We start from the raw sequence: 16,915 nt of genomic DNA on the forward strand, positions 1-16,915 counted from the left end.
AATATATAAAAGCAACAGTTAAGCCCCCAAGAAAAAAGAGGACCCCATGCTCTGGAATCCCCGTGATATTTTCGCAAAACTTTTAAGTGATGGAAACCTGCCCTTTTATGTCTTCGCGCTTGTGTTTCTCATCCTCTTTATGGTCTTTGGTCGCGACCTGATCTTTGGTTCTTAAGGCTGTAAGAAACCAACCACTTCTTTAACTTCTTTAAGAACAGGTGCGGCAATAGCATTGGCGCGCTCTGCACCGTCTTTTAAGATCGCATCCACTTGGGCGGGATCATCCATATAACGCTGCATCTCTTCACTGATCGGGGCAAGCTTGCTCACTGCCAAATCTGTGAGTGCGCGTTTGAAATCTGCAAAAGACTGACCGCCATACTCCGCACAAACCTCTTTGAGCTCCTGATCAGACAGGGCGGCAAAGATATTCATCAGGTTTTTGGCTTCTGGGCGATCGCCGCAGGCTTCAACACTATCTGGTACCGGATGCGGGTCTGTTTTGGCTTTACGCACTTTTTTCGCAATCATATCGGCGTCATCCGTCATGCTGATGCGTGAATATTCAGACGGGTCCGATTTGGACATTTTCTTGGTGCCATCGCGCAAAGACATCACGCGTGTGGCAGACCCGAAAATCATTGGTTCCGGCAGTGGGAAAACTTCGCGACCAAAATCATTATTGAATTTTTGAGCAATGTCACGCGCCAGCTCAAGATGCTGTTTTTGATCATCACCCACAGGCACATGCGTGCCTTTATAAAGCAGAATATCAGCCGCCATCAGGTTTGGATAAACATACAGGCCAACAGAGGCATTTTCTTTATGCTTACCGGCTTTTTCCTTAAACTGGGTCATGCGGTTAAGCCAACCAAGACGCGACACACAGTTTAAAATCCAACCCAGTTCTGCATGACCGGAAACAGCAGACTGGTTAAAGATGATATTCTTTTTCGGGTCCACACCAGAGGCCAGCATGCCAGCAGCCACTTCACGGGTGGCGCGGCGCAAGGCTTCAGGGTCTTGCCATACGGTAATGGCGTGCATATCAACCACACAGAAAATACATTCATGGTCATTTTGCAATTTTACCCAGTTGCGAATTGCCCCAAGATAGTTGCCAAGAGTGAGGTTACCGGAAGGCTGAACGCCTGAAAATATGCGACCCATTGAGTTGTCCCGCTTCTATAGAAAACACAAAAGGGCGCGATGGAGACGCCCTCGTTTATAACGTGCCTCTCTTATGCAGTCTGTACCCAGCAGGGTCAAGAAAACTTTGGTTCTATTCTGCTGCGTGCAAATCAGAGAGATAAACCACCTCTGCACCAAGAATTTCGCTGCGTAAATAATCAGCCCATTGTTTGGCGACATACTGGACAATTTCACTACGTTCTTCCATCTCTGCCACAAAACGCAGGCGTGTTTTTGGTGACTCAAGCCCCCGGTGCGACAAAGTCTCAATCATATAAGTCCCGGGAATTCCTTCGATCTCGGCGACAAATTCATCACCTTTGCGCACATCAATTGGTGGATAGAGTGCCATGCCATTGTTTGAAATATCCAAGAGTTTTGAACGAAATGTCCCCCCCTCCCCTTTCAAGACCACAGGCACATCGCGTTCAATCAAAGCCATATGATCGCCTTCTTGGCCCTCACGTAATGTATCTGCACAACGCACAGCCGTATTTAAAGACATTTCAAGGCTTTCCACCATTGAAACCACTTTGCGTGATACCATCCCCAACTCACCCGTTAAATTTTGCACGCCTCTCATTTCTTCAGAGGCATTATTTACGGACTGATTAAGACGTTCTGAGACTTTAAAAGAGTCCAGAATATTTGAGGTAATGCGATGGGTTGCCTCACTTTGTTCATTAACACTATGAGCCACATCACCGGAAATTTCCGCCATATCATCAATAATCACATTGACCTGTTCAATAGAGCTCACACAGTCCTGCGTGATATAACGGATCCCTTTAATTTGCTCGGCAATTTTAGCGGTGGCTTTTGAAGTTTGGGTCGCCAGTTTTTTCACTTCACTTGCCACCACAGCAAACCCTTTACCTGCACTTCCGGCCCGTTCCGCTTCAATGGTCGCATTTAGTGCCAGCATATTGGTTTGTGCTGCGATATCATTAATAAGACCAACAACATCCCCGATACTATCAGCAGCAGCACTCAGTTTTTGTACAGATTGTGACGAGCTGGATGCCTGCTGACTGGCCGTATCGGCAATACTGCGTTGGCGGCCTACTTTTGTAGAGACCTGCTCAATGGATGTTGCAAGATGGTCTGCGGCCTCAGCCACACTTTGGGCGAGATGGTGAGAACGTTCTGCTTCTTTTGCAACGGCTGCGGCCTGACTAGAGACTTCTTGGGCCGAACCGGAAATATCGCCAACAGCTCCATTAAGCTCTTTGGTATGGCTCACTACTTTTTCCAGGACAAGCCCCGTTTCAGACTCAATCGTATCCGCCATTGCCATCAAGGATGCGCTGCGTTTTTCTTCTTCTCGTTTTTGATCTTCTAAACGCTGTTGGGTGAGACGTTCCACATCCAATGCATTTTGACGAAAGATAACAACAGCTTTTGCCATCGTGCCCACTTCATCGCGGCGTTCACGATCCACAACCTGAATTTCCGTATCCCCTTCACCAAGGAATTTCATATCCTGTGTTACACGTCTTAGCGGGCCTAAAATACTTTGTGATGTAAACGCCCCTAATATAACTGCAAATGCGGCAACCACAGTCATGATAATGACATAGCTGGTGATGGTTGCATTGGCCTGCCCTGTCACTTCGCTTGTGGTGCGGTTTTGCATATTGATGGCTTTTTGACGAATTGAAGAGGCAAAACCCATCGTCGTTTCAATTTCATTGCGGTAGGTTTCAAACGAGTTTAACAACCCCATGTTTGAGCCCTGAAACTGGATATAGCCCTGTTTCAATAAATCATTATCACGTCTGACAAACTTTAGAATTTTCTTGTCCCGCCGTAACAGGCCCGACATTTGGGATTTTGTTTCAGCCAAGGCTTCATCCACAGCATAAGTCGCATCACGCGCACCTTGCAGATTTTCTTCATTGGGCCTTATACCATAGGTCATCGTTGCCAAAATGGCCTTATTTGATGCCCTTAAAATCACCCCGGCCTGTGTATTTAAGGAGGCATATTCTGGCTTATTAGCCGCAATATTCTTCAAATTCTCAGATAGTTTCAACGATGAGCGCACCAACTCCCCCGCTCCCATGAGAATCATATCTGATGAAGCACCAATATTTTCGATACGCAGTAAAAGCGGTATGAGCGTCTCACCATAAACTGATGCCAACTCCTCTATCTTAGCTGCGCTATCGCCTTGGTCTTTTTCTTTTAAAACCCGGATAAAGTTTTTTTCCACCGCTTGTGTTTTAAACAGCTGAGTATCAACTTTTTTACGATCATCTTGGGTTTGTGTGCGTGCATAAAGCAAGATTGTATCGGACAATTCTTTCAAGCTAAGGGCATATTCATTGGCCCCGCCGACCAGATTAATCTTTTCGCCGATTACTTCTGTCGAACCCGCCATTTTATCAAATTGAAGCGTGGCAAAAGCCCCTAAGCCCAGCAAGGCCACAAGAAGAAAACCAAATCCGATATAAATGCGATGAGAAATTGAAATACGGTCTAAAGCCATTGTTACACACACCTAAAATAGTCTGTTCCCAAAACGGGTTTCTTCTATCTCAGATGCGGGGCTCTCAAGTTTTTGTCAATTTCAAACCAGCCGGGTCTTTAGAGTTTCATATGATGGAAACAAAAGCGTCATATTTTCACCTTTTTCAACGCCCGTTCAATTCAATAAAAACTCTTATTTTACCTACGCCTTAGCATGGATTTCAGCTCTGTTGGGCGTGCAACCCTCAAAATATAGGCACTGAGGAAATATGTAACTAATCCCACACCGATCAAAGCAATGAGGGAGACGATTCGCTCAACCTGTGCGCCTGTTAAAAACGCATCGCCCCAGACCATGGCCCCATAAAGGCAGCCACTCATAATCAAACAAGATAAGATGATGCGCATCGCCTTGGATTTCAGCCGCTTATCCATGGTGAAATAGCCACGTTTTTTAAGCACAATGGCCAGCAAGAACGTATTGGTCCATGCGGAAATCACCGTAGCCATGGCCAGACCCACATGTAGATATGGCCCCATCAAAATCAGGTTAAAGACGATATTGACCACCATACAGACCCCGGCAATGATCATCGGTGTCTTGGTGTCCCCGCGGGCAAAAAAGCCCGGTGTTAGGGCCTTATTGAGCACATAAGCCGGCAGGCCAAAAGCATAGACAAACAGGGCCATTGCTGTGGCACTACTATCCGTACTGGTAAATTCTTTGCGCTCAAAAAGCACACTCACGATAGGATCAGAAATCACCATATAGGCCGCAGCGGCTGGCAGGGTGAGAAAGAGAGAGAATTCTAAGGCGCGGTTCAGGCTTTCCATCGCACCTTTTTCATCACCACTGCGCAATTGGCGCGAGAGCATGGGCAAAAGCGCTGTACCCACCGCAACCCCAACCACGCCAAGGGGTAATTGGTTGATGCGATCAGCATAAAATAAGAACGAGATGGAGCCTGTGGGCAGCAAAGTTGCGATCATCATATCAACCAGCAGATTGACCTGATAAATGCCTGCCCCAATGGCCCCGGGAATAATGCGCTTAACCATAATTTTAACATCTTCCCCCCAAGAGGGAAGGCGCAAGATCAGTACCATTTTATGTTTAGCGCAATTCCAAAACAGCCAGATAAACTGCACAATACCTGCGCCAAACACCCCCCAAGCCAAGGCATGGCCCGGGGTTTCCATATGAGGGGTGAGCCCAAGGATTGCACCAATGAGACAGATATTGAGCAACACAGGCGTTGCAGCGGCAGCAGCAAATTTATTAAGCGAGTTCAACACCCCTGCCATCAAGGAGACAAGTGAGATAAACAAAAGGTAGGGAAAGGTAATGCGCGTTAGCTCAACGGCGAGATCAAATTTTTCAGGCTCATCCATAAAACCCGGGGCAAACAGCTGCATGGCCCAAGGCATGGACAGTTCCATAACGATAAGCAAAACAAGCAAAACCCAGAATAAAAAGGCAAAGGCCTGTTCAGCAAATTTCTTGGCGATATCCGCACCGTCTTCTTCATATTTTCCCGCAAAAAGCGGCACGAAGGCAGCGTTAAACGCGCCTTCTGCAAAAAGGCGGCGAAAGACATTGGGGAATTTAAAAGCGATGAAAAACGCATCGGCAATGGGCCCGGCCCCCAAGATAGCTGCAACCAGAATATCGCGCACAAAACCGAGGATGCGGCTCATCATCGTGAAGCTGCCAACGGTTGCTATGGAACGCAATAAGGCCATTTTAATTCCTGTCTCTCATCAAACCCGTCTATGGGTAGCCGTTTTTGGGTTAAAGAATATATAATTTATAGGGCTGATATGTTAAAAAAAAGCTGGCCCACAGGTTTAAAATCGTTATAACGCCTGTAACATTTTTTATATGACGAAAGTTCAAGACCATGATGAAAGTTGTGCGCGCTAAACTCCACGGTATCCGCGTTACCGGTGCTGACCTGAACTATCACGGCTCAATTACCCTTGATCCGGAACAGTGCGAACTCGCAGGTATCTATCCAATGGAATTTGTTGATATCTGGAATAAGCAAAGCGGTGCACGCATTTCAACTTATGTCATCTATGGTGAGCCGGGTTCTAAATGCTGTATCCTTAATGGGGCTGCGGCACGTACCTGTCAAAAAGGCGATGAAGTTATCATCTGTTCGGCAGATTACTGCAAACCAACGGACCTTTACGACCTGCAACCAACTATTCTGACCTATCTGCCAGATAACGAGATTGATCAGGTCTTGAAATATGATGTCTATCGCAGTGAGAAAATGGCCTATGATTTCCGCATCATTGATGCTGAAACCAACAAGATCGAAGATTGCCACACCTACCCGAATGTGGATATCAATTCCATTCGCAAAGACCTGAAAAAACGCGGTCTTGAAGGCAATGATGTTGATGCCTTTATCGAAAAATACCTGATGCGTTAAAAATCATCCCCGCATCATCTGCGGGGAAATCTTTTATTCAGCCTTTTTCAACACCTTGAGATTTTGAATTCTCAAACGGTGGATACGCCGTGGATCAGCCTCTAGAATTTCAAATTCCAGACCGCTGTGATCATGTGTGATCACTTCCCCACGAATAGGCACATGGTCTGCGATTGAAAAGACCAGACCGCCGAGCGTGTCGATATCTTCGCGCTCTTCTTCTTGTAAGAAGATACCGATTTTTTCTTCCACATCATCGAGTTCCCAACGCGCATCGGCATCAATAGCACCATCTTCGCGCTCCACATACATGGGGCCTTCGGGGCGGTCATGTTCATCTTCAATCTCGCCAACGATTTCTTCAACCAAATCTTCAATGGTGACGATCCCGTCCGTGCCGCCATATTCATCCACCATCAAGGCCATATGCACCCGTTTGGTGCGCATCTCAAGCAAGAGTTCAAGCACGCGCGCACTGGGGGAAACGAACAAAACCTTGCGGCATACTTTGGCAAGGCTGAAAGGAATATCCTTGCTTTGCCAAGCGATTACATCCTTGATATGCACCATGCCGATGGGATCATCAAGGTCTTCGCCATAAACCGGAATGCGCGAATGACCTTCACGGGTCATTAAATCAACGACTTCATCTAGGGGGCTATCAACCGCAACCGCACAAATATCAGGGCGCGGCACACAGACATCTTCAATGGTGCGCTCACGCAGGCCGAAAATATTCTTTAAAAGTTGAGCTTCTTCCGCCTCAAGGGGGATTTCCTGCTCTTCACGTTCTTCAAGCAGTTCTTCAAGTGTATCGCGTACACTATTGTCACCATTGTTTTTTTTGCGAAACGGGTTTACCCGTGCAAAAAAGCCGGGCTCATCTGCCCCATTTGTTTGCCCCGTCTTGCGAGGCTGGCTACTGTCGCCTTGTTGGTCGTTCATTCTTCTTTTCAAATCACTTTTTTAGAAAGACTAAAAGTTACTCTGCCTCAGATGCATAGGGGTTCGCAATGCCAAAATCTTTTAAAAGCGCAATTTCTAGGCTTTCCATCACTTCGGCTTCTTCATCCTCGATATGATCATAGCCCAACAGATGCAACACACCGTGCAAGATCAGATGAGTTAAATGATCCTCCATGGTGATTTTTTGCTCACGCGCTTCTACCTCAACCACACCATGGGCCAAAATAATATCGCCTAAATGCAAAGGACCGGGCTCAAGCACCAGCTCACCGGGGGCTTCACATTCAAGGGCGGGAAAAGACAGCACATTGGTTGGCTTGTCTTTTTCGCGATATTCCCGATTTAGCTCTTGGACCTGATCATTATCGCTAAGCAAAATACTGAGCTCACACGCACGACCATTTGTATCTTGATCACAGGTTTCAAGGGCGGCTTTTACCGCTGCTGTGATCAACTCATCACAGGCAAGCCATGCCTCATCACCACGGGTGATATCCAACTCACCCAAGATCATTTTTTATACCTGCGTTTGCGGGGCTTTTCATAAATTTCCGCATCTTCACGGTTCTTTTCTGCCGTATCATAGGCTTCAACAATGCGTTTGACCAAACGATGGCGCACCACATCTTTTTCACCAAAGCGAATAGCGCCAACCCCTTTAACCCCATCCAAGGTTTCAAGCGCATCACGCAAGCCCGAGCGCACCCCATGGGGCAGATCAACTTGGGATAAATCCCCTGTCACCACCATGTGGGAGCCTTCGCCCAAACGGGTCAAAAACATCTTCATCTGCACCGCAGTGGTATTTTGCGCTTCATCCAAAATCACAAAGGCGTTAGATAGGGTACGTCCGCGCATAAAGGCCAGCGGTGCGATTTCAATTTCGCCGCGCTCCATGCGTTTTTCCACTTGGTCTTGTGGCATCATATCGTAAAGCGCATCATAAATTGGGCGCAAATACGGATCGACTTTTTCCTGCATATCCCCGGGTAAAAACCCCAGTTGCTCTCCCGCTTCTACAGCAGGGCGTGATAAGATAATACGGTCCACTCCGCCTGTGGTAAGTGCTTCAACCGCCTTGGCAACGGCTAAATATGTTTTACCCGTACCCGCAGGCCCAACACCAAAAACCAGCTCACAGGTATCAATGGAACGTAAATATTCCGCCTGTAAGGGTGAGCGCGGTGAAATATGTTTTTTGCGCGTTTTGACCACCATCGCCGTATCGGGCAAGGCAGCTTTACTCTTTTTCTTGGTTTCTTGAACATGTGGGGCCTGATCGCCATCAATAGCCATGCGAATAGCGCCATCCACTTCAGCAGAGCCCACAACCATATCGTTTTTCAAACGCTGATAGAGACTTTGCAGTACATCCTTGGTGCGGTTGACATTTTCAGGGTCGCCCACAACGATTAATTGATTGCCGCGTTCATGAATAGTGACATCCAACATTTGTTCAAGACGAGCCAGATTGCGGTTATGTTCGCCAAAAAGATCCGGCAATAAGCCATTGTCTTCAAAATCCAATGTCAGATTAATTTCGTCACTCACGCATGCTTCCTTTCCACATTGACCAATTCAGCCCCCAAAGAGTTTTGGCGAGCCTCAATGATTTTAAGATCAGCGATTTTTCCAATTAAATCAAGCGGTGCTTTTACATGGACAGGCTGCATATAAGGACTACGCCCCACAAGCTGACCTTCACGGCGGCCTTCACGCTCCAGCAGGATGGGGAATTCTTTACCGACACAGTCGTTATTAAACTCTGCCTGCACGTCTTTTAAAAGCTGCTGTAAAACCTGCAAACGCTCATTGGCGACAGCGGCTTCAACCTGCAAATCCATGGTCGCTGCAGGCGTGCCCGGACGTGGTGAATAAACAAAAGAATAAGCCAGAATAAATTTTACCTGACGGATCATATCTAGCGTGTCTTCAAAATCACGCTCATTCTCACCAGGAAAACCAACGATAAAATCAGAGGACAGGGCTAGATCAGGGCGCGCGGCTTTTAATTTGGCAATGGTTTCTAGATATTGCTCACGGGTATGGTCCCGGTTCATGGCAGCTAAGACGCGGTTGGAGCCTGACTGAATGGGCAAATGCAAATACGGCATAAGTTGCGGCACTTCAGCGTGGGCCGTGATCAAATCATCTGTCACTTCTGCTGGATAGGACGTTGTATAGCGGATACGTTCCAGACCATCGATTTCCGCCAATTCACGGATTAAGCGACCCAAAGTCCATTCACCGCCCCGTCCATCATCACCGTGATAAGCATTTACATTTTGACCAAGCAGGGTGATTTCCATGGCCCCTTGGGCGACAAGTTCACGGGCTTCGCGCATAACATGTTCAGCCGGGCGGGAATATTCCGCCCCGCGCGTATAAGGCACTACACAATAGGTGCAAAATTTATCACAGCCTTCTTGAATGGAAAGAAACGCGCTATAGCCTTCCGGCTTGGTTGGCGCAGGTAAGTGATCAAACTTATCTTCTGCAGGAAATTCCGTCATTAAAACGCCGCGGCCCTGCTCATTTCCAGCGCGGTGCGCTTTGGCAATCATTTCTGGCAAATTGTGATAGCTTTGCGGGCCAAAGACCATATCCACATAGGGTGCGCGACGCGAAATTTCTTCGCCTTCAGCTTGGGCCACACAGCCTGCCACCGCGATGATCATTTCATTTTCTTCATCGCGTCGTTTTTTAATGTTTTTCAAGCGACCAAGTTCAGAATAAACCTTTTCTGACGCCTTCTCACGAATGTGACAGGTGTTTAAAATCACCATATTGGCATCCTTAGGCCCATCGGTCATTTCATACCCAAGAGGTTTAAGAACATCTTCCATACGCGCAGAATCATATACATTCATCTGACAGCCATAGGTCTTGATAAATACTTTTTTGGAATTACCCATCATTAACAGTCTTTATGCTATATCCAACTTGCTGAGTGCGACATAAGGGGTGAGGCGTCAAGAGTCAAGATATTCAACAAACAGACAATATCTTAAAGCATATTAGTTTGTTATGATTCTAAAATAAAAGGGAGGCGATATGAGAAGTATTATCTTGAAGACCATACTCTTGCTTTGTCTTATTTTTCAGCCCTCTATGTTAAAAGCTGAAACATGGAAGCTCACCGCCATTCGCGATTGGCCCCCTTATATGGATGAAAAACTGGCTGAGAAAAGCCTAGGCTATGTCGCACTAAAAAATATCCTTGATAAAATAGACGTCACGCTGGAGATTGAATATCTCCCATGGAAGCGGGCCAAATACCTCCCCCTCGTGGATGATCAATATATTGGGTATTATTGCGCCTGGCCCGAAGAAGTCGATAAAGGCTTTTTTGCCTCAGTGCCGATTTTTCACTCCCCCATTGGCTTGATTTCGCGAAAGAGAATGCGCACCACAGGAGCACAGGGTGATCTGTCTGATAAAAGCCTCGGGCTGGTGAAATCCTATGTCTATCCTGCCCCTTATGAGACCCACCCCATGCAGGAACGGGTTGATACAGATGCAACCTTGATCAAGTTTGTGCTGCTGGGCCGTGTAGATTACGGCGTGATTGACCAATATGTTTATAACTACCTGATTGAAACCAATCCTGAGCTTAAGGCGGTTTCCACCTCGTTGAAGTTTTATGATAACAAGATTGAGGAAAAACCCCTTGTCATCGCCTTTCGCAACACAAAAGAAAACCGCAAGCGTGCGAAACGACTTGCGGCATTTTTAAACCCTAAAAACTGATAAACTCTTAGTCTTTATCTAAAGGCTTACCATAAAGCTCCATGCGGTGGTCTACCAATTGGAAACCATGCTTTTCAGCGATCTTGCGTTGCAGGGCTTCAATTTCATCATCGTGAAACTCAATGATCTTACCACTTTGCACATCAATCAGGTGGTCATGGTGATTTTCTGAGGCTTCTTCATAACGCGCGCGACCATCCCCAAAATCAAGGCGTTCAATAATGCCGGCTTCTTCAAAAAGCCGCACCGTGCGATATACAGTCGCGATTGAAATATGAGGATCTTCCGCGCTTGAACGGTTATAGACTTCTTCTACATCTGGATGATCAGATGCATCAGACAGGACTTTGGCAATCACGCGGCGCTGACCGGTCATTTTCATGCCCTTTTCAACGCACATTTCCTCAATGCGGGATTCCGTCATTTTATATACCCTCTATATTTCAACTACCAAACACTTCTAAATCGCAAATTAAGTGTTGGTGCCATAATGCCTAATCAGATCATTCTGTCAATGGATTGGACAGTATTTTCTAATTTACATACAAGATAATGTGACTTGATGTTGTCACTTGCGCGCGCGCGTGCCAAGACCGATCTTTTTAGCCAGATTACTGCGATGTTCAGCGTAGTTTGGCGCAACCATGGGATAATCTGACGGCAAGTTCCATTTTTCGCGGTATTCTTCCGGTGTCATATTATAAGCCGTCTTTAGATGACGTTTCAGCATCTTGAGTTTTTTGCCATCTTCCAAGCAAATGATATAATCCTGCTGGATGGATTTCTTCACAGGAACAGCAGGTTGAACTTTTTCTTTCTGCTCGGACTTCTCACCCACATGACCCAAAGTCTTATACACATCTTCAATCAACTGAGGTACATCCTGCATACTGACTGAATTGTTACTGACATGGGCAGAGACAATTTCTGAAGTCAGTTCTAAAAGTTCAAGTTTGCTTGGCTGATCACTCATGGTAAAACCATCTTTCACTTATTAATTTTCAAGAATTTCTTAAGTTATATAAAAACGTATAGATTAGGTGACAAGAATAAAATGAATACTGCTCAAAATAAAGAAAAAGAATTACATGCCGATCGTTTTATAGATATCACAAGCGATACCTGCCCCATGACCTTTGTTAAAACAAAACTGCAAATAGAGAAAATGCAATCTGGTCAGGTTATTGAGGTTTTACTTAACGAGGGGGAGCCCTTAAAGAATGTCCCTCTCTCCGCTGAAGAACTCGGTCATAAAGTTTTATCCACAACCAAGCAGGAAGATGGCAAGACTTATAAGCTTCTGATTCAAAAAGTTTAGACAGTATTAACCCAATAAGGCTACTATCACGCGATTCAACTGGTGATTAAAGGTCTGACGCTCAATGATTTATGGTGAGAACTATTTTGGACTTTGGTTTTCAAATAGTAATGCCCTTCCCACAGAAATGTATGAAGGGTCATACTCTCTCCTCTTGGTTTTTCTGTCTTTTTTCATTGCGCTGCTGGCCAGTTATGTTGCGTTAACGTCAGCCAGACTGACGACAAAAAACAACCAGACCTTCCAAAGAGTGTTACATGCCAATCTTGGCGGGGCAGCCTTGGCCATTGGGGTGTGGTCCATGCATTATATTGGGATGCTCGCCTATAATATCGGGCTTGAGATATCCTATAATGTAGAACTCACCCTTTTATCGCTGCTGCCCATCTCCATCAGTTCTCTCATTGTCTTGCCAATCTTGGGTAAAGCGCGCGCTTCACAGGGTAAAATCATTTTATGCAGTCTCATCCTTGCCCTTGGGGTGGGTGGGATGCATTACATCGGCATGGCCAGCATCAGTGCTGATATTTCCATGGTGCATATCAGTTCCTTATTCATATTCTCCCTGATTGCCGCCGTGATTCTAGCCTATGTCGCCATTGATGGGCGCTATCGCTTGATCAACCACGCACACCCTTTTCTCTCAAAACATTCAAAGCTCTTTACCAGCGCCCTCCTCGCCACTTCAGTCACCGCCATGCATTATATCGCCATGGAAGCGGTCATTTTCTACCCCGGTAGCCTATGCGTTAAAGAAGGGTTGAACATTGCTGGTAATGAGGTGCATTTCACGATTTTGATCTCAATCCTCATCCTGCTTGGCGTCATCATCATCGTTGATTGGGCGACAAAAGCACAAGAAAGCGCCGATATCCTTTCCAGCGTGCTTACCGTCAGCTCAACGGGCCATGCCCTTGTGGATAAACAGGGAAATATCCTTTTTGCCAGTCAGGCTTTGGCCCAAATTACAGGTTATAGTCTTGAAGAATTAAGCGCCTCCAACATTGATATTTTACTGCCCCAAGGGATTAGGGCACAGCATCATCACTATCTGGAAGAAGAACATAGCGTCAAATCCTCTAACATTATGGGGGAAAACAGGGAAGTTGATTTAAGACGCAAAGACGATCTTCTCATTCCCATCGAGATCAATGTGTCGCCCATTCGCAAAGGCGGCAACATTGTCTATGTCACCAGTATTAAAGACCTGTCTGAACAGAAAAAACGAGAATATGAGAAATTCAAAGTCGAGAATTTCAATAAACTCACGGGCATTTCCAACCGCCGTATGTTGCGCACAAAACTCACTGAGTTTCTAGAAAGTCATGAAAAATTATTTGTGGTTAATCTCTATTTTCATAATCTAACAAATATAAACAAAAGCTATAATTTTGAGACGGGCAACCAGTTCATTAAACAAATTGGGGAGTTGCTCCACAGCTTTGAAAATGAAAACTGTTTTCTTGCCCATTTTGGCGCACTTGAATTTGCCTTTATCATTGCCAGCGATAAAAATTACGATATTGAACTGCTCATGAGTGAGCTGCGCAACAAGACACAAACAGGCATTATAATCGACGCAAAAGAACTGCCCCTCACCTTTAACGCTGGTGTTGCCATTTATCCGCAAAATGGCATTAATGCTGAACAATTAGAAACCAATTCGCTGACAGCTATGGCGCGCTCCATCAATAAGGGGCCCAATACCTATAGCTATCATATCGACCATATTAATGAGCATACCCAAAGACAGTATGACATTGAATATGAGCTGCGCCACGCCTTGGAAAAAAGTGAGCTTTCTCTTGTTTTCCAACCCAAAGTCGACAGTACGACCCATGGGTTTATTGGCGCAGAAGCACTCATTCGCTGGACCAATGAAAAGCTTGGTTTTGTTTCTCCAACTGAGTTTATCCCCATTGCGGAAAAAAGCGGGCTCATCATCCCCATTGGCAGCTGGATTATTGATCAGGGCTGTAAACAAGCACGCAACCTTTTAGACCGAGGCTATGATAATTTCACCGTTGCTCTTAACGTTTCACCGCGCCAGGTCATTCAGGATATTATTTTAGAGAAACTCGAAGCCGCCCTTCATAAATATGATCTTGATGGGCGCTATATTGAAGTGGAAGTAACCGAAGGCCTCTTCCTTGAAGGCAGCACCACTGTTGATGTGCAGCTTGAAGCCATTAAAATCATCAATGCCTCACTGGCCTTGGATGATTTCGGCACGGGTTATTCCTCTATTTCTTACTTGCGCGATTATCCCTTTGATACGCTCAAAATCGACCAATCCTTCATTCGCACGCTTGATATCCATGACCCTGATGCCACAGGCCTTGTGCGCGCCATCGTTAAGATGGGCCATGCGCTTAATATGAAGATTGTGGCAGAAGGGGTTGAAACAAAAGAACATGCCGACTTCTTAAAAGAAGAGGGCTGCCAAATTTTGCAAGGCTATTATTTTGCCAAACCCATGGCTGAGCCGGACCTCTTAAACTGGCTTAAAGCCCACGATTAATCGTTTTTTCGTTCCATCACAAGGGCGTCTGTTTTTGGCGCCTTGCTATGAGTGTAATAGTTTTTGCGCCGTGCAATTTGGCTAAACCCCATCGTCTTATAAAAAACAATCGCGCCTTTATTCATCTCATCAACTTCCAAAAACATACGTTTTGTTTTCTCACAAGCTTGTCTTAACAAGGCCTTTGCAAGCCCTTGGCGGCGAAAGTCCGGGGACGTGGCAATGGTGATGATCTCAGCCTCAACCTCATCTCCCTGACAGAGAATAAAGCCTGCGGGCTGATCCTGAAGATGAGCCATAAAACCAAATGTGGCGGGCAATCCAACCAAATCCGCAAAGGCCTGTATCGACCAGTTTTCATCAAAGCTTTCTTTGTGAAGATGGGCAATCATCTCACTATGGGCGATATGGAGAACCTCCAGCCTCATGGGCGCAAACGTCCACCATTTTTAGGCAAGGCCGCATCTGGTGGGCGAATATAAAAGGCTGAAGGCCGCCCTTCGCCTTCTTTGGGCAAGCCTTTGGCCGCTGCAATTTCAACCACGTCATAGGCATTAGGCAATCTGACCTCAGAGTGAATAACTTCAAGACCACGCTCAGCCAGTAAATCTTTCAAGCGATCAAAACTATCGCCTGCAACCACGACTTTTTTGCACTCTTTTGGCAACAGCTCAACCACATCTTGCGGCAGGCGGGCAACGGGCTCACATAAGGGCTGTGCCTGCCCATCAAAGACTTGGGCATAAAGATCAGCCCGTTTGGCATCTAAAGCACAAAGAACGGTGCAATCTTGTGCGCCCACCCCATGGGCGATGGCCTCTAGGGTTGTGACTGCAATGACAGGCTTGTTACTAGCAGCGGCAAAACCACGTGCAGAGGCCAAACCGATGCGCAATCCTGTAAAAGCACCGGGGCCAATGGTGACTGCCAAGGCATCCAGATCTAAAATGCCAAGACCTGCTTTATTTAACAGTTCCTCAGCCAAAGGTAACAATTCAGCCGCATGACCACGGCTCATTTCCTTTAAGACATGATGGGTGACTGAGTCGTCCTGCCAAAGCGCAAGTGAGCAGGCCGCAGCTGCCGTATCCATTGCCAGAATTTTCATAAATCGAGCTAACCTTTTTTAAAGTAATGCCCTCTTATACTGCCTTTTCTTCTTACTCTTCAAGGTTGGCAAAATGGCATTGGTTGAAATTACCCCAGAAAAACACGGCGTGTTGCTGGATATGAAATATGCAACAAGCGATAATTTCACAGGTGAGCCCGTCTATAGCCAACCCCATTGCTACCTTCATGAAGAAGCCGAAGGGCTGTTATGTCACGCCATTGAGATTGCCGATAAGCTGGGCTATCGCTTTCGCATTTTTGATGCTTTTCGCCCCTCAGAAGCCCAATGGAAACTGTGGAACCACACGCCTGACCCTAAGTTTTTAGCCGACCCACGCCGGGGTTCTCCCCATTCACGCGGGGCTGCTATTGATCTCACCCTTGTTGATTGTGAAGGCCAAGACCTTGATATGGGTACAGGCTTTGATGCCTTCACGCCTTTATCACATCACGGCAATATGGAAGTCTCTCTTAACGCGCAAAAAAACCGCATCTTGTTAATGGGGATCATGACAACGGCGAATTGGGATTTTTACCGTAATGAATGGTGGCACTATCAATTGTTTAATGCCCGGCGTCTGCCGACCTTTTCTGACAGCGCCTTGCCTGAAAGCATGATGTAAAAAGGCGATATTTCTGCTTTATTTACAATCAAAGGTGTCATATCCTGTGTGACACATGAAGTCATGCGGGGTAGAAAAATGAAACGTGCATTCCTTGGCCTTTTTGGCGCAGCTGTTCTTTTAACGGGCTGTTATACACCAACCTTGATCGGTGAAAACCGCGACGGGGTGATTGTCTATTACCGTTCGCAATATTATGCACGGACCTATTCTGACCAGGCAGCGTCACAATATTGCCTGAGCCTGCAAAAACCCTATACCTGGATTGCGACCGTCAGTACACGCAAGGGCTATAAAGACCAATATAAATGCGGCAAAGTCCCGCCTTCCAAGCTTTCCACCCTGCGCGCCCAAGCCCATGAAGATCGCGAGCAGACACGCGAGCCTCGCCTCAACACAGGTCGTTATGAGCCGGAACGTTATGAGGAAGAGCGCTATGAAAGAGAGCGTGATGAACCTATGAGCGGAGATTATTTCCGCTCGCGTTCCTCAAGCTCAGATGACAAGTGGTGAAATTTTAATA

Annotated in this window: 18 protein-coding genes; 7 read left to right on the plus strand and 11 right to left on the minus strand. The window is 46.3% G+C overall.

From position 1 onward, the window contains the following. Positions 1 to 46 precede the first annotated feature (46 nt). Entirely contained in the window at positions 47 to 175 is a 129-nt protein-coding gene (locus MTBPR1_RS18360; RefSeq protein ID WP_276204534.1) for a hypothetical protein, read from the plus strand. Here the strand turns inward: MTBPR1_RS18360 and trpS are convergent. The 3 genes from trpS to murJ all read right to left on the minus strand — a co-directional run bounded on the left by trpS (position 172) and on the right by murJ (position 5,406). Beyond that, positions 172 to 1,170: a tryptophan--tRNA ligase gene (gene trpS / locus MTBPR1_RS05515; RefSeq protein WP_069186564.1), complete on the minus strand. Its 999-nt coding sequence runs from the start codon at positions 1,168 to 1,170 to the stop codon at positions 172 to 174. The genes MTBPR1_RS18360 and trpS overlap by 4 nt on opposite strands. A gap of 112 nt (positions 1,171 to 1,282) precedes the next feature. Next, entirely contained in the window at positions 1,283 to 3,682 is a 2,400-nt protein-coding gene (locus MTBPR1_RS05520) for a methyl-accepting chemotaxis protein (RefSeq protein WP_069186565.1), read from the minus strand. 179 nt (positions 3,683 to 3,861) lie between these two features. Further along, the gene (gene murJ, locus MTBPR1_RS05525; protein WP_069186566.1) at positions 3,862 to 5,406 is read right to left on the minus strand and encodes a murein biosynthesis integral membrane protein MurJ; all 1,545 of its coding nucleotides are present in this window, start codon (positions 5,404 to 5,406) and stop codon (positions 3,862 to 3,864) included. 158 nt (positions 5,407 to 5,564) lie between these two features. On the opposite strand from murJ, the gene MTBPR1_RS05530 reads away from it, so the two are divergent. Then, complete coding sequence (locus MTBPR1_RS05530) at positions 5,565 to 6,104, plus strand: aspartate 1-decarboxylase (RefSeq protein ID WP_069186567.1); 540 nt, start codon at positions 5,565 to 5,567, stop codon at positions 6,102 to 6,104. Positions 6,105 to 6,137: 33 nt separating this feature from the next. Here the strand turns inward: MTBPR1_RS05530 and MTBPR1_RS05535 are convergent, their stop codons facing one another. Genes MTBPR1_RS05535 through miaB form a run of 4 tightly spaced genes read right to left on the minus strand, consistent with a single transcriptional unit; the run spans position 6,138 to position 9,985 of the window. Next, on the minus strand, positions 6,138 to 7,049 hold the full coding sequence (locus MTBPR1_RS05535; RefSeq protein ID WP_069186568.1) for a hemolysin family protein: 912 nt from the start codon (positions 7,047 to 7,049) through the stop codon (positions 6,138 to 6,140). Positions 7,050 to 7,086: 37 nt separating this feature from the next. Continuing rightward, entirely contained in the window at positions 7,087 to 7,584 is a 498-nt protein-coding gene (gene ybeY / locus MTBPR1_RS05540) for an rRNA maturation RNase YbeY (RefSeq protein ID WP_069186569.1), read from the minus strand. After that, positions 7,581 to 8,621 carry a PhoH family protein gene (locus MTBPR1_RS05545; protein ID WP_069186570.1) on the minus strand — a complete coding sequence of 347 codons (1,041 nt, stop codon included), beginning with the start codon at positions 8,619 to 8,621 and terminating at the stop codon, positions 7,581 to 7,583. Before MTBPR1_RS05545 ends, ybeY begins: the two co-directional genes overlap by 4 nt. After that, a complete protein-coding gene (gene miaB, locus MTBPR1_RS05550; protein ID WP_069186571.1) occupies positions 8,618 to 9,985 on the minus strand; it encodes a tRNA (N6-isopentenyl adenosine(37)-C2)-methylthiotransferase MiaB in 1,368 nt (455 codons plus the stop codon). Before miaB ends, MTBPR1_RS05545 begins: the two co-directional genes overlap by 4 nt. Before the next feature lie 139 nt (positions 9,986 to 10,124). On the opposite strand from miaB, the gene MTBPR1_RS05555 reads away from it, so the two are divergent. Continuing rightward, entirely contained in the window at positions 10,125 to 10,820 is a 696-nt protein-coding gene (locus tag MTBPR1_RS05555; protein ID WP_069186572.1) for a substrate-binding periplasmic protein, read from the plus strand. Between the two features lie 7 nt (positions 10,821 to 10,827). Here the strand turns inward: MTBPR1_RS05555 and MTBPR1_RS05560 are convergent, their stop codons facing one another. Beyond that, positions 10,828 to 11,244 carry a Fur family transcriptional regulator gene (locus MTBPR1_RS05560; RefSeq protein WP_069186573.1) on the minus strand — a complete coding sequence of 139 codons (417 nt, stop codon included), beginning with the start codon at positions 11,242 to 11,244 and terminating at the stop codon, positions 10,828 to 10,830. Between the two features lie 144 nt (positions 11,245 to 11,388). Continuing rightward, positions 11,389 to 11,793, minus strand: coding sequence for a Ros/MucR family transcriptional regulator (locus MTBPR1_RS05565; protein ID WP_069186587.1), 405 nt, complete (start codon positions 11,791 to 11,793; stop codon positions 11,389 to 11,391). Positions 11,794 to 11,874: 81 nt separating this feature from the next. Here MTBPR1_RS05565 and MTBPR1_RS05570 point away from each other — a divergent pair, with 81 nt between their 5' ends. Together MTBPR1_RS05570 and MTBPR1_RS05575 are read left to right on the plus strand one after the other, a co-directional pair. Then, a complete protein-coding gene (locus MTBPR1_RS05570) occupies positions 11,875 to 12,138 on the plus strand; it encodes a sulfurtransferase TusA family protein (protein WP_069186574.1) in 264 nt (87 codons plus the stop codon). Between the two features lie 154 nt (positions 12,139 to 12,292). Next, the gene (locus MTBPR1_RS05575) at positions 12,293 to 14,659 is read left to right on the plus strand and encodes a bifunctional diguanylate cyclase/phosphodiesterase (RefSeq protein WP_165602617.1); all 2,367 of its coding nucleotides are present in this window, start codon (positions 12,293 to 12,295) and stop codon (positions 14,657 to 14,659) included. Here MTBPR1_RS05575 and rimI read toward each other — a convergent pair. Next, positions 14,656 to 15,087: a ribosomal protein S18-alanine N-acetyltransferase gene (gene rimI, locus MTBPR1_RS05580; protein ID WP_069186576.1), complete on the minus strand. Its 432-nt coding sequence runs from the start codon at positions 15,085 to 15,087 to the stop codon at positions 14,656 to 14,658. The genes MTBPR1_RS05575 and rimI overlap by 4 nt on opposite strands. Further along, positions 15,084 to 15,767 (minus strand): tRNA (adenosine(37)-N6)-threonylcarbamoyltransferase complex dimerization subunit type 1 TsaB, encoded by a 684-nt coding sequence (gene tsaB, locus MTBPR1_RS05585; protein WP_069186577.1) that lies wholly within the window; start codon positions 15,765 to 15,767, stop codon positions 15,084 to 15,086. The genes rimI and tsaB overlap by 4 nt, the downstream gene beginning before the upstream one ends. A gap of 73 nt (positions 15,768 to 15,840) precedes the next feature. On the opposite strand from tsaB, the gene ddpX reads away from it, so the two are divergent. Next, positions 15,841 to 16,392 (plus strand): D-alanyl-D-alanine dipeptidase, encoded by a 552-nt coding sequence (gene ddpX / locus MTBPR1_RS05590; protein WP_069186578.1) that lies wholly within the window; start codon positions 15,841 to 15,843, stop codon positions 16,390 to 16,392. 78 nt (positions 16,393 to 16,470) lie between these two features. Then, positions 16,471 to 16,905, plus strand: coding sequence for a hypothetical protein (locus MTBPR1_RS05595; protein WP_069186579.1), 435 nt, complete (start codon positions 16,471 to 16,473; stop codon positions 16,903 to 16,905). The last annotated feature ends 10 nt before the right edge of the window (positions 16,906 to 16,915 follow it).

This window comes from Candidatus Terasakiella magnetica (assembly GCF_900093605.1).
GTDB lineage: Bacteria > Pseudomonadota > Alphaproteobacteria > Rhodospirillales > Terasakiellaceae > Terasakiella > Terasakiella magnetica.